Genomic DNA, 18,296 nt, shown 5'->3' on the forward strand with positions numbered 1-18,296 from the left:
GGAGAGCGTCATGTCGTTTCGCGAGAAGCATCTATGGATCAGCATCGTCGCCTCGGTGGCGGTCTGGGGCTGGTATTTCTGGTTCCTGATCCAGCATGTCGCCGCCGAGAAACTGGTCAGTGATCAGTTCACCGGCGATGTCAGCCTGGCCTTCATGGGCAGTCTGGTCGTGGTCGTGCTGGTCGAGGTGGCGCTGACCCTCATCGCCACGGCGACCACGCCGAAGTCCGAGCGGGATGCGCGCGACGAACGCGAGATGCTGGCGTCCCTCAAGGCCAGCCATGTCGCCCTGATGGCGCTGATCGGTCTGATCTTCTGTGTCTCGGCAGGGGCCTGGTTCGCCGGCCTGCTGGACGACAACCTCGTCGGCGGGGCGGCGGTCTTCTCGATCACCGGAGAGATGATGGTGTTGCTGGCCAACGTCCTGCTGGCCTGTCTGGTTCTGGCCGAGATGGTCCGCGCCGGGGTCACATTGATGCTGCTGCGGGCCCTGCGGTGACCAAGGGTCCGCCGCCGATCCGGAACCGCATTCGCGAGCTGCGCTTCCACGCCGGGGAGATGACCCAGGCCGATCTGGCCACGCGCATCGGCATGACGCGCCAGACGATCGTCGCCATGGAACAGGGCAAATACTCGCCCAGCCTCGAGGCCGCCTTCCGCATCGCCGCCGTCTTCGGCGTGGCGATCACCGAGGTGTTCCAGTGGGAGGGGTGAGGCGCTAGACCGGGTCCGAAACACCGGAGACCGCACCATGTCCGACACCTATTCCAACATCCTGATCGAGCGGCACGCCGACGGATACGCCGTGGTCATCCTGAACCGGCCGGAGGCGCTGAACGCCCTGAACTCGGCTCTGTTCAAGGATCTCGCCGACTTCCTGGATGCGGTCGAGCATGACGACAGCGTGCGCTGCCTGGTCCTGACGGGGTCGGGCGACAAGGCCTTCGCGGCCGGCGCCGACATCAAGGAGATGGCGGACCAGTCCTATGCCGACATGTACAGGGGCAATTTCTTCGCCCTCGGGCAGGACCGGATCATGCGGTTCCGCAAGCCGGTCATCGCGGCCGTCAACGGCTTCGCCCTCGGCGGCGGCTGCGAACTGGCCATGCTGTGTGACTTCATCGTCGCCTCGGACAGGGCGAAGTTCGGCCAGCCCGAGATCAACCTCGGCGTCGCCCCCGGCATCGGCGGCTCCCAGCGGCTGACGCGTCTGGTCGGCAAGTCCAAGGCCATGGACATGGTCCTGACCGCCCGGATGATGGACGCGGCCGAGGCCGAGCGCTCCGGCCTGGCCAGCCGCGTCTTCCCGCACGAGACCCTGATGGACGAGGTCCGCAAGATCGCCGCCAAGATCGCGTCCCAGAGCCCGCTGGCGGTCATGGCCAACAAGGAGATGGTCAACGCCGCGCTGGAGACGACCCTGACCCAGGGCGTCCAGTTCGAACGCCGCCTGTTCCACTCCCTGTTCGCCTTCGACGACCAGAAGGAAGGCATGGCCGCCTTCGTCGAGAAGCGTAAGCCGGTGTTCACGGGGCGGTAGGGCCGGGTGAGCGGGGCTCTGGTCCTTGAGGCAAGACCGGGTGGCCCTCAGGCGCCGAGCCCTCCGACTCTTCTCGTTGACCCCTGCGGCCCCTTCCGCTATAGCCGCCCGCTCTTGAAGATTTTCCGCGCCGTGGACGGGTGTCTGCGGCGTTTCCGTTGATAGGTTTGACGATGGCCAACAATCCCGGCGCCAAGAAAGCGATCCGCAAGATCGCCGCGCGCACCGAAGTGAACAAGTCGCGCCGCACGCGCGTTCGCACCTTCCTCCGCAAGTTCCAGGAAGCCGTGACCGGTGGTGACGCCGCCGCCGCCCAGGGCGCCTTTGTCGAGGCCCAGTCCGAGCTGATGCGCGCCGTCACCAAGGGCGTCGTTCACAAGAACACCGGCTCGCGCAAAGTGAGCCGTCTGCACGCCCAGCTGAAGAAGATGTCGGCGGCGTAAAACCCGCTAGGTACGACTACGTACCGAAGAGGTTCTCAGAGGCGCTTCACGCCTCTGTCATATGAAAATCGAACGATTTCAACGGCGAGTAAGCTCAAGCTTACTCGCCGTTTCGCCGTGTGCGGATAAGTGTTCGCAGGGAGAATCGCGCTCGCCGAACAGGCGAAATCGACATTTTCCTAAGCCTGATTTGGCTTTAGCGGAGTCAAACAATTTAACTGCGAATCGCCTCGCGAATCAGCGTTGACCCATGCCGCGTCGGGCGTAAGTTTTGGGCTCTAACGCACTTCCATCCCCACACGGATGAAGACGGAGCGGGGGCGAACCCCTGCGCCGGCGGGAGACGTCTGTCCGCGAGGTCGCCCCCGCTTTCGAAGCTCACGCTTCGGAGGTCAGGAGAACGCGTCCCTGGACCGACCGACCCGGCGTGGACTTCGGAACAGAAGGTTCCGGTGCGGCATGACTTTTTGAAGGCGGGTGTAACGACGATGGGGGGCTTGGCGTTGGCGAACATGACGGACCCGGACCGGATCTGGAACGAGGCCTCGCTGAGGCTCCGGGCCGAAATCGGCGACGGACCGTTCAGCTCCTATATCGCGCCGTCGGCGGTGCGTATGGACGGCGCCGGCCAGCTGATCCTGGTGACCCCGACCGGCTATGCCCGTGACTGGGTGCGCAAGAACGCGCTGCGGCGCCTGAACGAGCTGTGGCTGGGCCTGGACGGCCTGTCGCGTCGTCTGGAGGTCCGTTGCCGCGCCGAGGTGACTTCGGCCCCGCCGGCCTCGTCCGTGGCCCTTCAGGCCCTGTCCGCGGTCCAGGGCGAGACACCGGTGTCGCCGGCGACCCTGGCTCCGACCGTCGGACCCGTGACCGACGGCGCCCGGGCCGTGCGTGCCGCGGGCCTGCAGGAGCGTCTGACCTTCGACAGCTTCGTGGAGGGACAGGGCAACGCCTTCGCCCTGGCGATCGCCCGCCAGACGGCCTCCTGGGCCGACGGCCATTTCAACCCGATCTTCTTCTGCGGCCCCTATGGCTACGGCAAGACCCACCTGCTTAACGCCATCGCCTGGGAGGCGCAGCGCCTGCGTCCCGACGCGAAGGTCGTCTATCTGACCGCCGAGCGGTTCCTCTCGACCTTCGTCAAGGCGATGCAGGACCGTTCGACCGCCGCCTTCAAGGAAAGCCTGCGCTCGGCCGATATGCTGCTGCTGGACGACGTCCAGTTCGTCGGCGGCAAGGCCTCGACCCAGGAGGAACTGCTGTCGACCCTGACGGCCCTGATCGAGGACGGAAAACGCATCGTCCTCTCGGCCGACCGTCCGCCGATGGCCCTGACCGAGGTCGAGCCGCGCCTGCGCAGCCACCTGGCCGCCGGCCTGACCTGCCCGGTGGAACCGGCCGATCGCGCGCTGAAGATCGCCGTGGCCGAGAACCGTCTCGCCGCCTTCGCCCGCATGGGCGTGGTGTCCGGAGAAGCCTCGCGCGAGGTTCTGGAACAGGTCGTCGACCGCACCCCGGGTTCGGTGCGCGAGCTGGAAGGCGCCGTGAACACCCTGGCCGCCGCCGCCGGATCGCGGCTGTCGTCCCTGGGCGTCGAGGAGACCCTGACCCTGCTCGGCTCGGCCCTGCGCGGCGGGCCCGAGCGCCGCATCACCGTGGACGAGATCCAGAAGACGGTGGCCGAGCATTTCAACATGAAGCAGGCGGACCTGCTGTCGGAACGCCGCACCCGCGCCGTGGCCCGCCCGCGCCAGATCGCTATGTGGCTGTGCAAACAGCACACGACCCGATCCTATCCCGACATCGGCCGTCGCTTCGGCGGGCGCGACCACACCACGGTCCTGCACGGCGTGCGCAAGATCGAGGAACTGATGCCCCAGGACGACCAGATCGCCCGCGACGTCGAGGCCCTGACGCGGAAGCTGCGGGGTTAGGCGAGCGGCTTGCGCTGTCGGCGGTCCATGCCGTGCAGATGGCGGTGTCTGCGGTTCACGTCCCGGACAGATTGCCGTTCACAGGCGCCCCGGATCGGCGGTCCGGACATCATCCGGGACCGCCGCCGGTTCGATGATCAGGGCCGCGCAGGGATGTTCAGGCCGCGCGCCACGGCGGGGCGGGCCTCGCACCTCGCGACCCACGCCTGGACGGCCGTCAGCGATGCCCAGTCGACCAGATCGCCGGCCCCGTAGAAGCCCGGTACCGCCCGGGCCCAGCCGATCAGGGCGATGTCGGCGATGGTGAAGTCGTCGCCCATGATGAAGGCGCGGTCCTTCAGACGGTCCTCGAGCACGCCCAGCAGGCGCTTGCTCTCCGTGACGTAGCGGTCGCGCGGACGCTTGTCCTCGTAGTCCTTGCCCGCGAACTTGTGGAAGAAGCCGAGCTGGCCGAGCATCGGGCCGACGGCCCCCATCTGCCAGAAGACCCACTGCAGGGTCTCGTAGCGGGCGGCGGGATCGGTCGGGATCAGCCGGCCGGTCTTGTCTGCCAGATAGACCAGGATGGCGCCGGATTCCCACAGGCCCATCGGCGCCCCGCCCGGGCCGTCCGGATCGAGGATGGCCGGGATCTTGCCGTTCGGATTCAGCGACAGATAGTCGGGCGTCCAGGTCTCGTTCTTCATGATGTCCACCAGGTGGACCTCATAGGGGAGGCCGATCTCCTCCAGCATGATCGAGACCTTCACCCCGTTGGGCGTCGGCAGGGAATAGAGCTGCAGCCGGTCGGGGTGGGCGGCCGGAAACTGGCGCGTGATCGGGAAGGCGGAAAGGTCGGCCATGAGGCACCGTGTCGGTTGCTGATAGCCGGCATGTCGGGAGACGGGCGGGTCACCGCAAGGGGCCACGGCCACGCTTCACGCGGCTGTGTACGCCGTCAGACATTGTCAGGTTGTCGCCCGGCGGGAAGCGGGGCTTTATCCGTGCCTCACAAACGAGGAGGCGCCCGATGGCCCACAAGTTCGAAGTCTACAAGGACAAGGCCGGCGAGTTCCGCGTCCGGTTCAAATACAACTCGGAAATCATCTTCTCGACCGAGGGCTACTCGGACAAGTCGGGCGCCAAGCGCGCGATCGAGTCGATCAAGAAATACGTCGGCGACGCCGAAACCGTCGAGATCGAATAGTCAGTCGGGCTCACGCTCGCCGACCTCCTCCGGGCGGACGGCGAGCAGCCAGCCGTCGGACAGGTGCAGGTCCGGCACGGCCGCCCGGGTGAAGGGCAGGTACCAGGTCTGTCCACCCGCGACCGGAGCGATCTCCAGAATGTCGTCGGCGCCGAAATTCTGCACCGCCTTGACGGTGCCAAGCACCACGCCCTGCGGATCCCTGGCCTCGACGCCGATCAGGTCGGCCAGGTAGAATTCGTCCTCTTCGGGCGCCGGGAAGGCGTCGCGCGGGACATAGAGTTTCAGATTGCGAAGGGCGTCGGCCTCTTCCTTGGTGGCGATCTCCTTCGCCCGCCCGACGACGCCGTCCTTCGTCGCCCGCGTCTGGGTCAGGGTCAGGCCGTGGGAGCCGTCGCCGCGCAGCAGCGGCCCGTAGGCGGTCAGGGCCAGCGGGTCGGCTGTATAGGCCGTGATCCGGACCTCGCCCTTGACCCCGAACCCGCCGGCGACGTGGCCGACGAGGATGAGTTTCTGGTCAGTCGGCATCGGCGCGTCTCCGTTCATCCTCACACCAGATAGCAGAAGGGCAGCGTTCGAACCGAACGCCGCCCTCCGCCATCCAGACCCCGACGTGCGTCGGGGCGAGACCCTTAGGCCTCGGTCTTTTCTTCTTCGGCGGCGCCTTCGGCCGGAGCCTCTTCGACGCTGACCTCGGCGGAGCCTTCGCTGTCGGCGGCCGGGGCCTCTTCAGCCGGGGCTTCTTCGACGGCCGGGGCGTTCCTGGCGGCTTCCGCAGCAGCGGCGGCCTCTTCCTTGGCCCGGACAGCGGCTTCAGCGGCTTCGATCTTCGCAGCGGCTTCAGCCTCGGCGCGGTCGGCTTCGCGCTGGGCGCGCTCGGCCGAACGTTCCTGGGCCTTCTTGCCCGGAGCGCCCTTGTTCGGGTTGTTCGACTGGGTCCACTTGACCTTGCCGACCAGGGCTTCGTCGGTGCTCTGCGAGATGAAGCGCGCGACGCGGTCGGTCGGCTGGGCGCCCTTGGCGAGCCATTCCGAGACGCGGTCGGCCTTCAGGGTGACGCGCGGCTTGTCGCCGTCCTTGGCCAGCATCGGGTTGTAGGTGCCGACGCGCTCGATGAACTTGCCGTCGCGGGGAGCGTGGGAGTCGGCAACGACGATGTAGTAGTAGGGGCGCTTCTTGGCACCGCCGCGGGCCAGACGAATCTTCAGCATTTCGGGTCTCTTTCTACGGGATCAGTTTTTCTTGGTGGGTAGACCGGGAAGGCCCGGAAGGCCTCCCGGGAGTTGTCCGCCACCCAGTCCGGCGAGCCGGTCCTGAATGGCTTTCATTTCGTCGGCCGAGGGATCAGGCATCTTGCCGCCTCCCATGGCCTTCAAACGGTTGAGGTCGGGGCCGCCCATGCCGCCCATTCCCGGAGCGCCGCCGCCGCCGAGACCGCCCAGCATGGCGGCCATCTGCTGCATCTTGCGCGGGCCGCCCTTGGACATGGACTTGACCATGTCGGCCATCTGGCGGTGCTGTTTGAGCAGGCGGTTGATGTCCTGGACCTCGACGCCCGCACCCGCGGCGATCCGCTTGCGGCGCGAGGCGTTGAGCAGGTCGGGCTTCTTGCGCTCGGCCCTGGTCATCGAGGAGATGATGGCTTCCTGGCGCAGGATCATGCGGTCGTCGACGCCGCTCTCCGCCATCTGGTTCTTCATCTTGGCCACGCCGGGCAGCATGCCCATGATGCCCTGAAGACCGCCCATCCGCTTCATCTGCTGCAGCTGGGCGGCGAGGTCGTTGAGATCGAACTGGCCCTTGGCCAGCTTCCGGGCCATGGCCTCGGCCTTGGACTGGTCGAGTTCCTGCGACGCCTTCTCGACGAGGGCGACGATGTCCCCCTGGCCCAGGATGCGGCCGGCGACGCGACGGGCGTCGAACACCTCCAGCGCGTCGACCTTCTCGCCGGCGCCCATGTATTTGATCGGCAGGCCGGTGACGGCCCGCATCGACAGCATGGCGCCGCCCCGACCGTCGCCGTCGGCGCGGGTCAGGATCAGGCCGGTCAGGGGCAGGCGTTCGTGGAAGGCTTTTGCGGTGCGGACGGCGTCCTGGCCGGTCAGGCTGTCGGCGACCAGCAGGGTCTCGACAGGCTTCGAAATGTCGGCGACCTCGGCGACCTCGGCCATCAGACCTTCGTCGAGGGTGATGCGGCCGGCGGTGTCGAGGATCAGGACGTCGAAGCCCTGAAGCTTGGCTGACGTCAGGGCCCGGCGGGTGATCTGGACCGCGCTCTCGCCCGCCACGATCGGCAGGGTCACGACCTCGATCTGTTTGCCCAGCTGGGCGAGCTGTTCCATGGCGGCCGGACGACGTGTGTCCAGCGAGGCCATCATGACCTTCTTGCGATCGAACTTCGTCAGGCGCAGCGCCAGCTTGGCCGAGGAGGTCGTCTTGCCCGAGCCCTGCAGGCCGGCCATCAGGATCACGGCGGGCGGCGCAGCGTTCAGGTTGAGCGGGGTCGGTTCCTCGCCGCCCAGCATCTCGACCAGGCCGTCATAGACGATCTTGACCACCTGATCGGCCGGTTTGACCGAACGGATGACCTCTTCGCCGGTGGCCTTCTCGGTGGCGAAGGCGATGAAGTCCTTGACGACCGGCAGGGCGACGTCGGCCTCCAGCAGGGCCACGCGCACTTCGCGCATCGCCTCGGAGACGTCTTTTTCGGACAGGGCGCCGCGGCCGGTGATCCGGTCGAAAACGCCTGTCAGCCGCTCGTTCAGAGCCTCGAACATTCACTACCTCATTGGACGCCTGAACCATGCTCCATAGCGAAACGACCTCTGGCGACGATCACGTCGGCAGAGGGTTCTCGCCTGCCTCGTCCGGTCGAAACCGGGGACGTGCAGGTGGAGACGCAGGTTCAATTGCGTCGGAAGGCGCGGCTTATGGGGGAAAACAGGCGATTTGTCGAATCCCGGAGAACGACATTTCCGAAGGCTGCCGCCGAAACAGCATCGCACATCCGGTTTCAGCGTTGCTCTTTGCAAGGACCGATCGGCAAACCGCTGATACGGTCGCGCTTCCAGCCTCCCCGCTGAACGAGATCGACATGCCTGTTTCCGCCGAACCCGCCGCCGACGATCGCCTGCGCGAGGAGGTCCGGTTGCTCGGCGGCCTGCTGGGCGAGGTGATCCGCGATGAGGGCGGACAGGATCTCTACGACCGGATCGAGGCGGTGCGGGTGGCCTCCGTCGCCTATCATCGACACCCGGGGGCCAAGGGCTCGGCCGAACTGGAGCGGCTGCTGAACGAACTGTCGCTGGATGACGCTGTCGGACTCGCGCACGGGTTCGCGGTTTTCTCCCTGCTGGCCAATGTCGCAGAGGACCGCGCAGGAAAGCGAAGGGCGCGCAGCCAGACCGCCGAGGGTGCCCGGCCCGACACGCCGGAGGGGGCGCTGGCCCGGTTGGCGGCGGCGGGCCGGACGGTCGCGGAAGCGCGAGATCTGCTTTCCGAGGCCCTGATCTCGCCCGTCCTGACGGCCCACCCGTCGGAGGTGCGCCGCAAGAGCGTCATCGACCGGATCGCGACCGTGTCGGACCTGCTCGACGCCTGCGACCGCGACGACGTCGCCTGCGCGCCCGAAGTGATGATCAACGGTCTGCGCCGTCAGACCGTGATCCTGTGGGCGACCCGGCTGGTCCGGACGACAGGGCTGGTGGTGCAGGACGAGATCGACACGGTCGTTTCGTTCCTCGAGCGGGTCTTCCTCAAGGTCGCGCCGGAACAGCTGATCGACTGGCGTCGCCGCCTGGACGCGCCGGAGCTCAAGCCCTTCGTCCGCATCGGCGCCTGGGTCGGCGGCGACCGGGACGGCAACCCCAATGTCGACGCCCATGCGCTGAGAGCCGCCTTCGCCACCCCGGCCAAGGCCGTGATGCGGCACTATCTGGAAGCGACCAACGCCCTGGGCGCGGAGCTCAGCCTGTCGGGATCTCTGGCGGAAATCAGTCCGGCGCTGAAGGCCCTGGCCGAAGGGTCGGGAGACCTGTCGCCGCACCGGGCCGACGAACCCTATCGCAGGGCTCTGAGCCAGATCTACGCCCGTCTGTCGGCGACCCACCCGATCCTGACGGGCCAGACCGCGCCGCGTCCGGCGCCGTTCGAGGCCCCGCCCTATGCGGGGCCGGGCGAGTTCCGGGCCGATCTGGCCGTGCTGCAGGACAGTCTGGTGGCCAGCCACGGGGCGGTGTTCGCCGACGACGGCCTGTCGCGCCTGATCGCCACGGTCGATGTGTTCGGCTTCCACATGGCCACGCTCGATCTGCGCCAGAACTCCGACGTCCATGCGCGGGTCGTGGGCGACCTGCTGAAGGTGGCGGGGGTCTGTTCCGACTATGCGGCGCTGGACGAGGAGGGGCGGCTGGCCCTGCTGGCGGCAGAGCTGGCGGCGCCCCGCCTGCTGTTCAGCCCCTATGCGACCTATGCCCCGGAGACCCTGAAGGAACGGGCCATCCTCCAGGCCGCAGCCGAGGCCCTGTCGAGGTTCGGGCCGGATGCGATCCGCACCCATATCGTGTCCAAGACCGACGCGGCCTCCGACATGCTGGAGGTCTATCTTCTGCTCAAGGAGGTCGGCCTCTACCGGCCCGATGCACCGGGCGAGTGCCCGATCCAGGCCGCGCCCCTGTTCGAGACCATCGACGACCTGCGCGCCGCAAAGCCGACTCTGGAGCGCCTCTTCAGAGAGCCGTCCGCCCTCGCCGTCGCCCGGGCGCGCGGGGTGCAGGAGGTGATGATCGGCTATTCCGACTCGAACAAGGACGGCTCCTACCTGACCTCGACCTGGGAGCTGCACGAGGCGTCCAGGGCCCTGCTCAGCGTCACCCAGGCAGCGGGACTGCGGCTGCAGCTGTTCCATGGCCGGGGCGGCGCCGTGGGGCGCGGCGGGGGCTCGAGCTTCGCCGGCGTCCTGTCACAGCCGACGGGCACGGTGGCCGGGCGGATCCGCATCACCGAACAGGGCGAGGTCATCGCCAACAAATACGGCGAGCCCGATGTGGCGCGCCGGAACCTGGACGCCCTCACCGCCGGGACCCTGATCGCCTCCCTGGCTCCGCCTCCGGACGAGGCGATGACGGCCAGGCACGGCAAGACCGCCTCGGCCCTGTCGGCCGCCTCGATGGCCGCCTACCGGGCTCTGGTCTACGAGACGTCCGGCTTTGTCGACTATTTCCGCGCCGCCACACCGATCAACGAAATCGCCGAGCTGAAGATCGGCTCGCGGCCCACGTCGCGCACGGCCTCAACCGCGATCGAGGATCTGCGCGCCATTCCCTGGGTGCTCAGCTGGTCCCAGAGCCGGGTGATGTTGCCGGGCTGGTTCGGCTTCGGCTCCGCCGTCCAGGGCCAGGACATGGCCGAGTTACAGGCCATGGCGAAGGAGTGGCCCTTCTTCCGGACCCTGGTCCAGAACATGGAGATGATCATGGCCAAGTCGGACATGACCATCGCCCGTCGCTACGCCTCGCTCGTTCCGGACCAGACGCTGGCGGCGGCCATCTTCGGCGTCCTGCAGGCCGAATGGGACCGGACGCGCGACGCGGTCCTCGGGATCAACGGTCAGACGGAACTGCTGGGCGGCCAGCCGGAACTGAACAGGCTGATCCGGCTGCGCATGCCCTATGTCGAGCCGCTGAACCATGTGCAGATCGAGCTCATCCGCCGGCGACGGGCGGGTGACGACGATCCGCTGGTGCGCGAAGGCATTCTGCTGGCGATCAACGGCGTGGCGGCTGGATTGCGGAACAGCGGCTAGGCTCGCGAAATGAACGTGCTGTCCGTGGGCGGAATGAACACGATTTAACGCTCAAGGCGGGATTGTCGGAAAGGATTCATCGCAGCGTCACCATGCAAGGTCAGCCCTGTCACCGAAGGACGTCATAGGGGCCGCGTCGTCTCCCCGCGACGTTCAGCAGGATACCGTCATGCACCGGTTCGCCATCGCCGCCCTCTCGGCCGCTCTTCTTGTCTCCGCCGGCGCCGCATCGGCGCAGGACTACCGCATTCCGTTCGGCGACCTTGATCTCGGTTCGCTTGAAGGCGCCGCCGCCTTCGACGCCCGGGTCAACGACGCCGCCGGCCGCGCCTGCCGCCTCGGCGCGCCGCTGCTGGACGCCCGGTGCCGGACCCGGTTCCGCGCGGAAGCCATGCGCCAGCTGCCGGCCGCCCGTCGGGACGACTACGCTCGTGCGCGCGGCGGTCGTATCCTGGCCATGGTCCCGATCGTCTACGGCTGAGCCGACTCCCGGGACGGCGACGTCGTCCCGGGAACCGCCGCGCTTCATGGCGGCGATTTCATCATCTGTCGCTTTTCGGCCCCGGGTTTCTCACGGCGGAGAAACAATCGGCCCGCACTGGAACGGGGTCGCCGCAACGAGCGACGAATCTGAGGAGTTCAAACGATGATCCGTATCGCCGCCGTTACGGCCGCCATGGCTGTCGCTGTCCTTTCTGCCGGGGCCGCATCGGCCTCTGACTACCGTGTCGGCTTCGGCGACCTCGACCTTGCGACCAGCGAGGGAGCTGCCCGGTTCGACCGTCGGGTCGGCCGCGCCGCCCGCGCCGCGTGCCAGACCGGCTCACCGCTGCTCGAGGTCAGGTGCCGGGCCCGGTTCCGTTCCGAGGCGATGCGTCTCCTGCCGGACGGCCGGCGGGAGGATTATGCCCGCGCCCGCGGCGACCGGATCGTCGTGCGGACCCCGACCGACCAGGGCTGAACCGGCCCCAGTCGGCGACGGGCAGGCAAAACGCCGATCGTTTAGGGCTTTGAAGCCAATTGGTGCGAGGCTGGCCGCCTAACATGGCAGTCCGCATGATCGAGCACACCCCCGAGACCGCGTCTGAGTCCATTGCCCTGACGGCGCTGGAAAGCTCCGGTGCGGGCTGGTGGCGGGTGCTGGACAACGAGACGGCCTGGTGGTCGCCGAGGATGTTCGACCTGTTCGGCCTGCCCCGCGACAGCGGCGTGCCGACCATCGGGGATCTGTACCGGCTCTACCATCCGGATGACGCGGACATGGTGGCGCGCGCCTTCATGACGCTGTTCCGGTCAGACGAGCCTGTCACGCTGCGCTACCGAACGGTGCACCCTTCGGGCGAGGTCCGGCAGCACATGACCTGGGGCCGTCGCCAACCCGTCGACGCCGACGGGAATCGCTGGCTGGCCGGCATGGTCATGGATGTGACCGAACATGTCGATGACGCCCGGCTGATCGAGGACCAGCGCGCCTTCCGGTTCGTCGCTGATCACACCTCGGACATGGTCGTGCGTCATCGTATGGGCGTTGGTCTGACCTACGTCTCGCCGGCATCCCGTACGGTGTTCGGCTATTCGCCGACCGAGATGTTGGGCAAGGACCCGGCCGATCTGGCGGTGCCTGAGGACGTGGTCCGCATCCGCGGCCTGCTGGCCGAACGGATCGCCCGGGGCGAGACCGTCTCGGCGGAAGGCTATGAGTACCGGGGTATCCACAAGGATGGACATCAGGTCTGGCTGGAAGCCAATCCGCGTCTGGTGATCAACGGCGCCGGCGAAATGACCGAGATCGTCGATGTCGTCCGCGATATCTCGGCGCGCAAACAGGCAGAGGCCGAACTCCATGCCGCCCGTATCGAGGCCGAGGCGGCGTCTCGGGCCAAGAGCGAATTCCTGGCCAATATGAGCCATGAGTTGCGCACGCCCCTGACCAGTATTCTCGGCTTCTCCCGCCTGATCGGCGCGGGCGGCGGTCTGTCGGAGGGCGACAGGGGCTACCTCGATCTGATCCGCAGCGCGGGCGAGACCCTTCTGACGGTGGTCAACGACATTCTCGACTTCTCCAAGCTGGAGGCCGGCGCCCTGACGCTGGATCCCGAGCCCTTCTCGATCGCGGCCCTCGGGGATGGGGCGACAGCCCTTTTGCGCGACCAGGCGGACGGCAAGGGGCTGACCCTGACCTGCGAGGTCGCTGACGACGTGCGCCTGACCGGCGATGTGACGCGCCTGCGCCAGGTGCTGCTCAACCTGCTCAGCAATGCGGTGAAGTTCACGGACGCCGGGTCGGTCCGGCTGGCTCTGTCGACAGAAGACGGCGTCGATGGATCGCCCGTACTGGTCGCCAGCGTCACCGATACCGGCTGCGGCCTGGACCCGGCCCATATCGACCAGATGTTCGACCGCTTCACCCAGGCGGACGGTTCGGTGTCGCGCAAGTTCGGGGGCACAGGTCTTGGCCTCGCCATCTCGCGCCGGCTCATGGACATCATGGGCGGCGAGATCGGGGCGTCCAGCGACGGCGCGACGGGTTCGACCTTCTGGTTCCGTGTGCCGCTGTCCCTGGCCGCCGACGAGGCGGCGCAGGTTTCCGAGGCCCCGGGCGGCGGGCTGGACCGTCCGTTGCGTGTTCTGCTGGCCGAAGACAATGCAGCCAACCGGACCCTCGTCGCGGCCCTGCTCGGCGCGATGGATGTCGCCCTCGACATGGTCGAGAACGGTGAGGAGGCCGTCCGGGCGGTTGCGGCCACCGCCTACGATCTGGTCCTGATGGACATGCAGATGCCGGTGATGGACGGACCGGCGGCGACCCGCGCCATCCGCGCACTGGGCGATCAAACGCCGATCGTGGCCCTGACCGCCAACGTCCTGCCCGAACAGATCGACCAGTGCCGTGCGGCCGGGATGCAGGGCCATGTCGCCAAGCCCATCGACCCGCTGGCCCTGATGGCGGCCCTGTCTGAACACGCCCGCCCCGCGCACGAAAAAGCCGCCGCAGCCTGAGCTGCGACGGCTGATTGTCGGCTACGAGACCGGGAAGCCCCGGACCCGGAGCAGGGCGGCGACGTCGGGGGCGCGTCCCCGGAAGGCCCGGTAGGCGTCGCCCCGGTCGGTGGTGTTGCCCGGGGCCAGGATGATCGACTTGAACCGGCCGCCGATGTCCGGATCGAACACGTCGCCCGACTGTTCGAAATAGGCCCAGGTGTCGGCGTCCATCACTTCCGACCACAGGTAGCTGTAGTATCCGGCCGAGTAGGCGTCGGACGTGAAGAGGTGATTGAACTGCGGCAGGCGGTGCCGCATCACGATCTCATGCGGCATGCCGAGACGGTCCAGAGAGGCCTTCTCGAAGGCGTCGATATCGGTCGGCGGCGTGGCCTGGGTGTGCAGGTCCATATCGACCATGGCCGATGACAGATAGCTGACCGTCGCATACCCCTGGTTGAAGGTGGCCGAGGCCTCGACCTTGTCGACCAGCGCCTGGGGCATGGGCTCTCCGGTCTCATAGTGTTTCATGAACCGGTCGAGGATCGGCCGGCTCAGCACCCAGTGCTCGTGCACCTGGGACGGATATTCCACAAAGTCGCGCGGGGTGTTGCCGAAGCTCGGATAGGTCACGACCGACGAGAAATAGTGCAGGGCGTGGCCGAACTCGTGGAACAGCGTCTGGGCGTCATCCAGCGAGATCAGCAGAGGCTCGCCCGGTCCCGGCTTGACGAAGTTATTGTTGTTCGAGGCCAGGATCGGCTTCGACCCGTCGAGCGTCGAGAACGACCGGTAGGTGGTCATCCAGGCGCCGGAACGCTTGCCTGCGCGGGCGAAGTCGTCGGCGTAGTAGAGGCCGATCAGGCGGCCCGAGGCCTTGTCGGTGACCTCGTACAGAGTGACGTCGTCCTGGAAGACCGGGGCGGTCGACTGCGGCTTCTGGGTGAAGACGAAGCCGTAGAGGCGTTCGGCCATGTAGAAGGAGGCGTTCCGCACCGCCCCGAGTTCGAAATAGGGCTTCAGCTGGTTCTGATCGAGATCGTACTTCTGCTTGCGGACCTTCTCGGCGAAATAGAGGTAGTCCCACGGTTCGATGTCGAAGCCGGCGATGGCCTTCATGTCCGCGACCTCTTCGGCGACGCGCGCCTTGGCCGGTTCCCACACGCGGTTCATCAACGACTGGGCGGCGGCCGGGGTCCTGGCCATGGTGTCCTGCATCCGCCATTCGGCGTGGCTGCCGTAACCCAGCAGGGTGGCGCGCTGCTTCCTGAGGCGAACGATCTCGGCGATGGTCGCATTGGTGTCATTGCGGTCGCCGTTGTCGCCGCGGTTGACGAACTTCCTCCAGACCTGTTCGCGCAAGGCGCGGTCGTCGGCGAAGGTCAGGAAGGGATCCACGCTGGAGCGGGTGTTGACGATCACCCAGCCCTGGAGGTTCCGTGACTGGGCGGCAGCGCGGGCGGCGGCCTTGTTCGAGTCGGGCAGTCCGGCGACCCCGGCTTCGTTCGGGATGACTGTCCAGGTGTTCTCGTCGGCCACGACCTTCTGGCCGAAGGCGGTGAAGGCGTTGGACAGGGCGGTGTTGATCCGGCCCAGCTCGGCCTTGCCGGCTGCGTCCAGATTGGCGCCCGAGCGGATGAAGGCGTCGCGGCTGCGTTCGGCGAGGCGCTTCTGCTGGGCGTTGAGACCGTCCCGATCGGCATTGTCGGCGACCGTCTTGATCCGCTGGAACAGGGCGGCGTTGAAGGTGATCTCGTCGCCGGCGGCGGACAGCAGGGGCGAGACCTCAGTGTCCATCGCGTCATAGGCCTCGCCGCCGATATTGGACGTGGCGACGCCGTACAGGTTCACGGCGCGATCGAGAGGCTGGCCGGCCAGCTCCATCGCCACGATCGTGTTGGCGAAGGTCGGCGCTTCCGGATTGCCGGCGATGGCGTTGATGTCGGCACGGTTCAGCTCGATGCCTTCGATAATCGCGGCCTTGAGCTTCTCGGCGGTCATCCTGTTCCAGGGCGGCACGCCTTCGTAGGGGCCGGTCCAGGGCTGCAGCAGCTCGGCGCGCGGCGTCTGGGCAGGCAGGACAGCGCGGGCGATGCGCGCCTCCCCGGCAACCGAGGCGGGGTCCGGAGCGGTGAAACCGGCGGAGCCGGTGCCCGCTGTGGCGCATCCCGAGAGGGCCATCAGGCTCGCGCCGCCGATAAGGACCTGGCGTCTGTGCATGGGGAAATCCTGTTCATCTGACTCTTGCTGTGCGGCACCCTAGGCCTCTGTCGCCTGACCGTCACCTGAACAGCAGGTAATCCCGTTGGACGAGGACGCAAGGCGACGCTAAAGCGCAGGCATGGCGATAGGCGTATTCGATAGCGGCGTGGGCGGGCTGACGGTCCATCGTGAACTGACCCGACGGTTCCCGACGCGGGACTTCATCTACCTCGCCGATCAGGCCAATGCGCCGATAGGGTCGAAGACGGGTGAGGAGATCGTCGACATCACCCGCAGCGGCTGCGAGCGGCTGTTCCAGGCGGGGGCCAGCGTCATCGTCCTGGCCTGCAACACAGCGTCGGCCGTCGCCCTGCGCCGGCTGCAGCAGACCTGGGTGCCCGAGGCCTCGAAACGGCACGGGCGGCGGGTCAATGTGCTGGGCATCATCGTCCCGACCATCGAGGCGGCCACGGGCCTGCCCTGGACCTATGAGGCCGAACGCCGTGGCGACAAGGTCGAGGCCATCGACATCACCGGCGTCTTCTGCACCGCCGCCACGGCGATCAGCCGCGTCTACGAGATCGAGATCGACAAGCGGCGCGAGGACCTGGCCGTCTTCTCCGAGCCCTGCCCCGGTCTGGCCGGCCTGATCGAACTGGGCGCCCCGACCGAGGAGCTGACAGTGGTGATCGGCGACCATGTCGACGCCCTGCGCCGCCGCATCGGCCGTTATCCGGACAAGGCGATCCTCGGCTGCACCCACTACGAGATCGTGGCCGACATCTTCGCCAGCCACCTGCCGCCGGGCACGCCCCTGATCCACCAGCCCACGGCCGTGGCCGATGCCCTCGAGCGGTATTTCCAGCGCCACCCGGAATATGGCCTGGGAGACAGCGGCCGCCGCGCCTTCCTGACAACCGGCAAGACGGGTCCGCAGTCGGACAGGGTCAGCCAGTTCTGGGGCTCGCCCCTGAGCTTCGACGCGGCCTGACTTGACGGATCGGCGCTCCGGGAGCCCGATGCGGGCGGGAGGACCGGCCATGATCCGAAACGCCAAAATCGCCATGGGCGTGCTGCTATGCGTCGCCTTCGTGATGCTGGTCGTCCTGATGGCGACCGCGACCGCCCGGGCCGAGGTCATCTCGCGATCCGCCGACGGGTTCATCCTGCGGTTCGCCGTACCGCTGGAGACGACGGCTGAGGATGTCGCCACCTCGATCGCCGCAGTCCCCGCATGGTGGGACCCGGCCCACACCTACACCGGCGACGCCTCCAACCTGTCCCTGGCCTTCGAGCCGGGCGGATGCTGGTGCGAGACGATGGCCGACGGCGCCGAGTTCCGTCACGCGGAGATCGTTTCGATCACGCCCGACAAGGTGGTGATGAACGCGCCGCTCGGGCCACTGAACGGCAAGGCGACCCGGGCAGAACTGACCTTCTCGTCCACGCCCGAGAACAGGGGCCGCGTGGTGACGATGGAGTTTGTCGTCGAAGGGCCCGGCCTCGGCGCCTTCGCCGACCCCGTCCACGGCGTGATGAACGGAGCGTTCGACCGCTACGTTCATCACATCGAATACGGCGAAGCGCCTCAGCCCTGAAGCGCGGTCTCGGAGGCCGCGATGCGGCTGGCGGCGTGGACTACGGATGCGATGCGCAGGGCCGTCTGGACCTGGGCGGCCGGCACGCCGTGCTTGCGCAGTTCGCTCTCGTGGGCGTCCATGCAGGCGCCGCAACCGTTGATGGCCGAGACGGCCGTCGACCAGAGCTCGAAGTCCATCTTGTCGACACCCGGATTGGCCAGGATGTTCATCCTCAGGCGTGCCGGGAGGGTCGTGTATTCCTGGTTCTTCATCAGGTGCAGCGACCGGTAGTAGATGTTGTTCATGCCCATGATGGCGGCCGCGGATTTGGCGGCGGTCATGGCCTCGGGCGACAGCTTTTCGGCCGCGGCGGCCTCGATGGCCTTCACGACCGGGGCGACGCCCACGGCATGGGCGGAGGCCAGGAAACAGCCCCACTTCTGCTGGTCTGTGAGCACGGTCTCGGAGGCGAGGGAGCCGAGGTTCAGCGAGATGTCCTTGGCGTAGGCCGGCATCAGATCGCGGAGGGTGTCGATGGACATCTTTGTTCCTTGGTGGGCTATCGCTCGCGACGCGGTCGCTCCGCTACTTCAGCCCGTATGGTGCACAAGCCGACCGTGCCTCGT

18 protein-coding genes are annotated in these 18,296 nt (G+C 67.4%); 12 read left to right on the forward strand and 6 right to left on the reverse strand.

The window, feature by feature from the left end; genetic code table 11:
* The first annotated feature begins 10 nt into the window (after positions 1-10).
* The 5 genes from Q0044_RS02840 (at position 11) to dnaA (ending at position 3,917) form a co-directional block, all read left to right on the forward strand.
* A complete protein-coding gene (locus Q0044_RS02840) occupies positions 11-499 on the forward strand; it encodes a hypothetical protein (protein ID WP_298159279.1) in 489 nt (162 codons plus the stop codon).
* Entirely contained in the window at positions 496-714 is a 219-nt protein-coding gene (locus tag Q0044_RS02845; RefSeq protein WP_298159282.1) for a helix-turn-helix transcriptional regulator, read from the forward strand. The genes Q0044_RS02840 and Q0044_RS02845 overlap by 4 nt, the downstream gene beginning before the upstream one ends.
* Positions 715-751: 37 nt before the next feature.
* Positions 752-1,540 (forward strand): enoyl-CoA hydratase-related protein, encoded by a 789-nt coding sequence (locus Q0044_RS02850; RefSeq protein ID WP_298159286.1) that lies wholly within the window; start codon positions 752-754, stop codon positions 1,538-1,540.
* Positions 1,541-1,713: 173 nt separating this feature from the next.
* Positions 1,714-1,983: a 30S ribosomal protein S20 gene (rpsT, locus tag Q0044_RS02855; protein WP_298159288.1), complete on the forward strand. Its 270-nt coding sequence runs from the start codon at positions 1,714-1,716 to the stop codon at positions 1,981-1,983.
* A gap of 512 nt (positions 1,984-2,495) precedes the next feature.
* Positions 2,496-3,917: a chromosomal replication initiator protein DnaA gene (dnaA, locus tag Q0044_RS02860; protein WP_298159290.1), complete on the forward strand. Its 1,422-nt coding sequence runs from the start codon at positions 2,496-2,498 to the stop codon at positions 3,915-3,917.
* A 137-nt stretch (positions 3,918-4,054) separates the two neighbouring features.
* Here dnaA and Q0044_RS02865 read toward each other — a convergent pair whose 3' ends face one another.
* Positions 4,055-4,759: a glutathione binding-like protein gene (locus Q0044_RS02865; RefSeq protein ID WP_298159293.1), complete on the reverse strand. Its 705-nt coding sequence runs from the start codon at positions 4,757-4,759 to the stop codon at positions 4,055-4,057.
* 167 nt (positions 4,760-4,926) lie between these two features.
* Between Q0044_RS02865 and Q0044_RS02870 the strand changes: the two genes are divergently transcribed.
* On the forward strand, positions 4,927-5,103 hold the full coding sequence (locus Q0044_RS02870; RefSeq protein WP_298159296.1) for a YegP family protein: 177 nt from the start codon (positions 4,927-4,929) through the stop codon (positions 5,101-5,103).
* On the opposite strand, the gene rimM is transcribed toward Q0044_RS02870, so the two are convergent.
* From rimM to ffh, 3 genes are all read right to left on the reverse strand, one after another.
* Entirely contained in the window at positions 5,104-5,631 is a 528-nt protein-coding gene (gene rimM / locus Q0044_RS02875) for a ribosome maturation factor RimM (protein WP_298159299.1), read from the reverse strand.
* Positions 5,632-5,735: 104 nt separating this feature from the next.
* Complete coding sequence (gene rpsP / locus Q0044_RS02880; protein ID WP_298159302.1) at positions 5,736-6,314, reverse strand: 30S ribosomal protein S16; 579 nt, start codon at positions 6,312-6,314, stop codon at positions 5,736-5,738.
* 21 nt (positions 6,315-6,335) lie between these two features.
* Positions 6,336-7,880, reverse strand: a complete 1,545-nt coding sequence (gene ffh / locus Q0044_RS02885) for a signal recognition particle protein (RefSeq protein WP_298159305.1) — start codon at positions 7,878-7,880, stop codon at positions 6,336-6,338.
* A 317-nt stretch (positions 7,881-8,197) separates the two neighbouring features.
* Between ffh and ppc the strand changes: the two genes are divergently transcribed.
* The 4 genes from ppc (at position 8,198) to Q0044_RS02905 (ending at position 13,906) form a co-directional block, all read left to right on the forward strand.
* The gene (ppc, locus tag Q0044_RS02890; protein WP_298159308.1) at positions 8,198-10,906 is read left to right on the forward strand and encodes a phosphoenolpyruvate carboxylase; all 2,709 of its coding nucleotides are present in this window, start codon (positions 8,198-8,200) and stop codon (positions 10,904-10,906) included.
* Between the two features lie 169 nt (positions 10,907-11,075).
* The gene (locus Q0044_RS02895; protein WP_298159311.1) at positions 11,076-11,387 is read left to right on the forward strand and encodes a UrcA family protein; all 312 of its coding nucleotides are present in this window, start codon (positions 11,076-11,078) and stop codon (positions 11,385-11,387) included.
* Between the two features lie 165 nt (positions 11,388-11,552).
* Complete coding sequence (locus Q0044_RS02900; RefSeq protein ID WP_298159314.1) at positions 11,553-11,867, forward strand: UrcA family protein; 315 nt, start codon at positions 11,553-11,555, stop codon at positions 11,865-11,867.
* Positions 11,868-11,962: 95 nt separating this feature from the next.
* Positions 11,963-13,906 (forward strand): hybrid sensor histidine kinase/response regulator, encoded by a 1,944-nt coding sequence (locus Q0044_RS02905; RefSeq protein WP_298159317.1) that lies wholly within the window; start codon positions 11,963-11,965, stop codon positions 13,904-13,906.
* A 21-nt stretch (positions 13,907-13,927) separates the two neighbouring features.
* Here the strand turns inward: Q0044_RS02905 and Q0044_RS02910 are convergent, their stop codons facing one another.
* Positions 13,928-16,108 (reverse strand): M3 family metallopeptidase, encoded by a 2,181-nt coding sequence (locus Q0044_RS02910; protein ID WP_298159321.1) that lies wholly within the window; start codon positions 16,106-16,108, stop codon positions 13,928-13,930.
* A gap of 121 nt (positions 16,109-16,229) precedes the next feature.
* Between Q0044_RS02910 and Q0044_RS02915 the strand changes: the two genes are divergently transcribed.
* Positions 16,230-17,081 carry a glutamate racemase gene (locus tag Q0044_RS02915; RefSeq protein WP_298159324.1) on the forward strand — a complete coding sequence of 284 codons (852 nt, stop codon included), beginning with the start codon at positions 16,230-16,232 and terminating at the stop codon, positions 17,079-17,081.
* A gap of 49 nt (positions 17,082-17,130) precedes the next feature.
* The gene (locus tag Q0044_RS02920) at positions 17,131-17,688 is read left to right on the forward strand and encodes an SRPBCC family protein (protein WP_298159326.1); all 558 of its coding nucleotides are present in this window, start codon (positions 17,131-17,133) and stop codon (positions 17,686-17,688) included.
* Here Q0044_RS02920 and ahpD read toward each other — a convergent pair.
* The gene (ahpD, locus tag Q0044_RS02925; RefSeq protein ID WP_298159329.1) at positions 17,679-18,212 is read right to left on the reverse strand and encodes an alkylhydroperoxidase, AhpD family; all 534 of its coding nucleotides are present in this window, start codon (positions 18,210-18,212) and stop codon (positions 17,679-17,681) included. The genes Q0044_RS02920 and ahpD overlap by 10 nt on opposite strands.
* Positions 18,213-18,296: the final 84 nt, after the last annotated feature.

This window comes from Brevundimonas sp. (genome assembly GCF_027484365.1).
Classification (GTDB): domain Bacteria; phylum Pseudomonadota; class Alphaproteobacteria; order Caulobacterales; family Caulobacteraceae; genus Brevundimonas.

What these genes read in the sequence shown, in the direction of transcription:
- Q0044_RS02840 (WP_298159279.1), top strand. Translation starts at nt 11, where the DNA reads ATGTCGTTTCGCGAGAAGCATCTATGGATCAGCATCGTCGCCTCGGTG.
- Q0044_RS02850 (WP_298159286.1), top strand. Translation starts at nt 752, where the DNA reads ATGTCCGACACCTATTCCAACATCCTGATCGAGCGGCACGCCGACGGA.
- rpsT (WP_298159288.1), top strand. Translation starts at nt 1,714, where the DNA reads ATGGCCAACAATCCCGGCGCCAAGAAAGCGATCCGCAAGATCGCCGCG.
- dnaA (WP_298159290.1), top strand. Translation starts at nt 2,496, where the DNA reads ATGACGGACCCGGACCGGATCTGGAACGAGGCCTCGCTGAGGCTCCGG.
- Q0044_RS02865 (WP_298159293.1), bottom strand. Translation starts at nt 4,759, where the DNA reads ATGGCCGACCTTTCCGCCTTCCCGATCACGCGCCAGTTTCCGGCCGCC.
- Q0044_RS02870 (WP_298159296.1), top strand. Translation starts at nt 4,927, where the DNA reads ATGGCCCACAAGTTCGAAGTCTACAAGGACAAGGCCGGCGAGTTCCGC.
- rimM (WP_298159299.1), bottom strand. Translation starts at nt 5,631, where the DNA reads ATGCCGACTGACCAGAAACTCATCCTCGTCGGCCACGTCGCCGGCGGG.
- rpsP (WP_298159302.1), bottom strand. Translation starts at nt 6,314, where the DNA reads ATGCTGAAGATTCGTCTGGCCCGCGGCGGTGCCAAGAAGCGCCCCTAC.
- ffh (WP_298159305.1), bottom strand. Translation starts at nt 7,880, where the DNA reads ATGTTCGAGGCTCTGAACGAGCGGCTGACAGGCGTTTTCGACCGGATC.
- ppc (WP_298159308.1), top strand. Translation starts at nt 8,198, where the DNA reads ATGCCTGTTTCCGCCGAACCCGCCGCCGACGATCGCCTGCGCGAGGAG.
- Q0044_RS02895 (WP_298159311.1), top strand. Translation starts at nt 11,076, where the DNA reads ATGCACCGGTTCGCCATCGCCGCCCTCTCGGCCGCTCTTCTTGTCTCC.
- Q0044_RS02900 (WP_298159314.1), top strand. Translation starts at nt 11,553, where the DNA reads ATGATCCGTATCGCCGCCGTTACGGCCGCCATGGCTGTCGCTGTCCTT.
- Q0044_RS02905 (WP_298159317.1), top strand. Translation starts at nt 11,963, where the DNA reads ATGATCGAGCACACCCCCGAGACCGCGTCTGAGTCCATTGCCCTGACG.
- Q0044_RS02910 (WP_298159321.1), bottom strand. Translation starts at nt 16,108, where the DNA reads ATGCACAGACGCCAGGTCCTTATCGGCGGCGCGAGCCTGATGGCCCTC.
- Q0044_RS02915 (WP_298159324.1), top strand. Translation starts at nt 16,230, where the DNA reads ATGGCGATAGGCGTATTCGATAGCGGCGTGGGCGGGCTGACGGTCCAT.
- Q0044_RS02920 (WP_298159326.1), top strand. Translation starts at nt 17,131, where the DNA reads ATGATCCGAAACGCCAAAATCGCCATGGGCGTGCTGCTATGCGTCGCC.
- ahpD (WP_298159329.1), bottom strand. Translation starts at nt 18,212, where the DNA reads ATGTCCATCGACACCCTCCGCGATCTGATGCCGGCCTACGCCAAGGAC.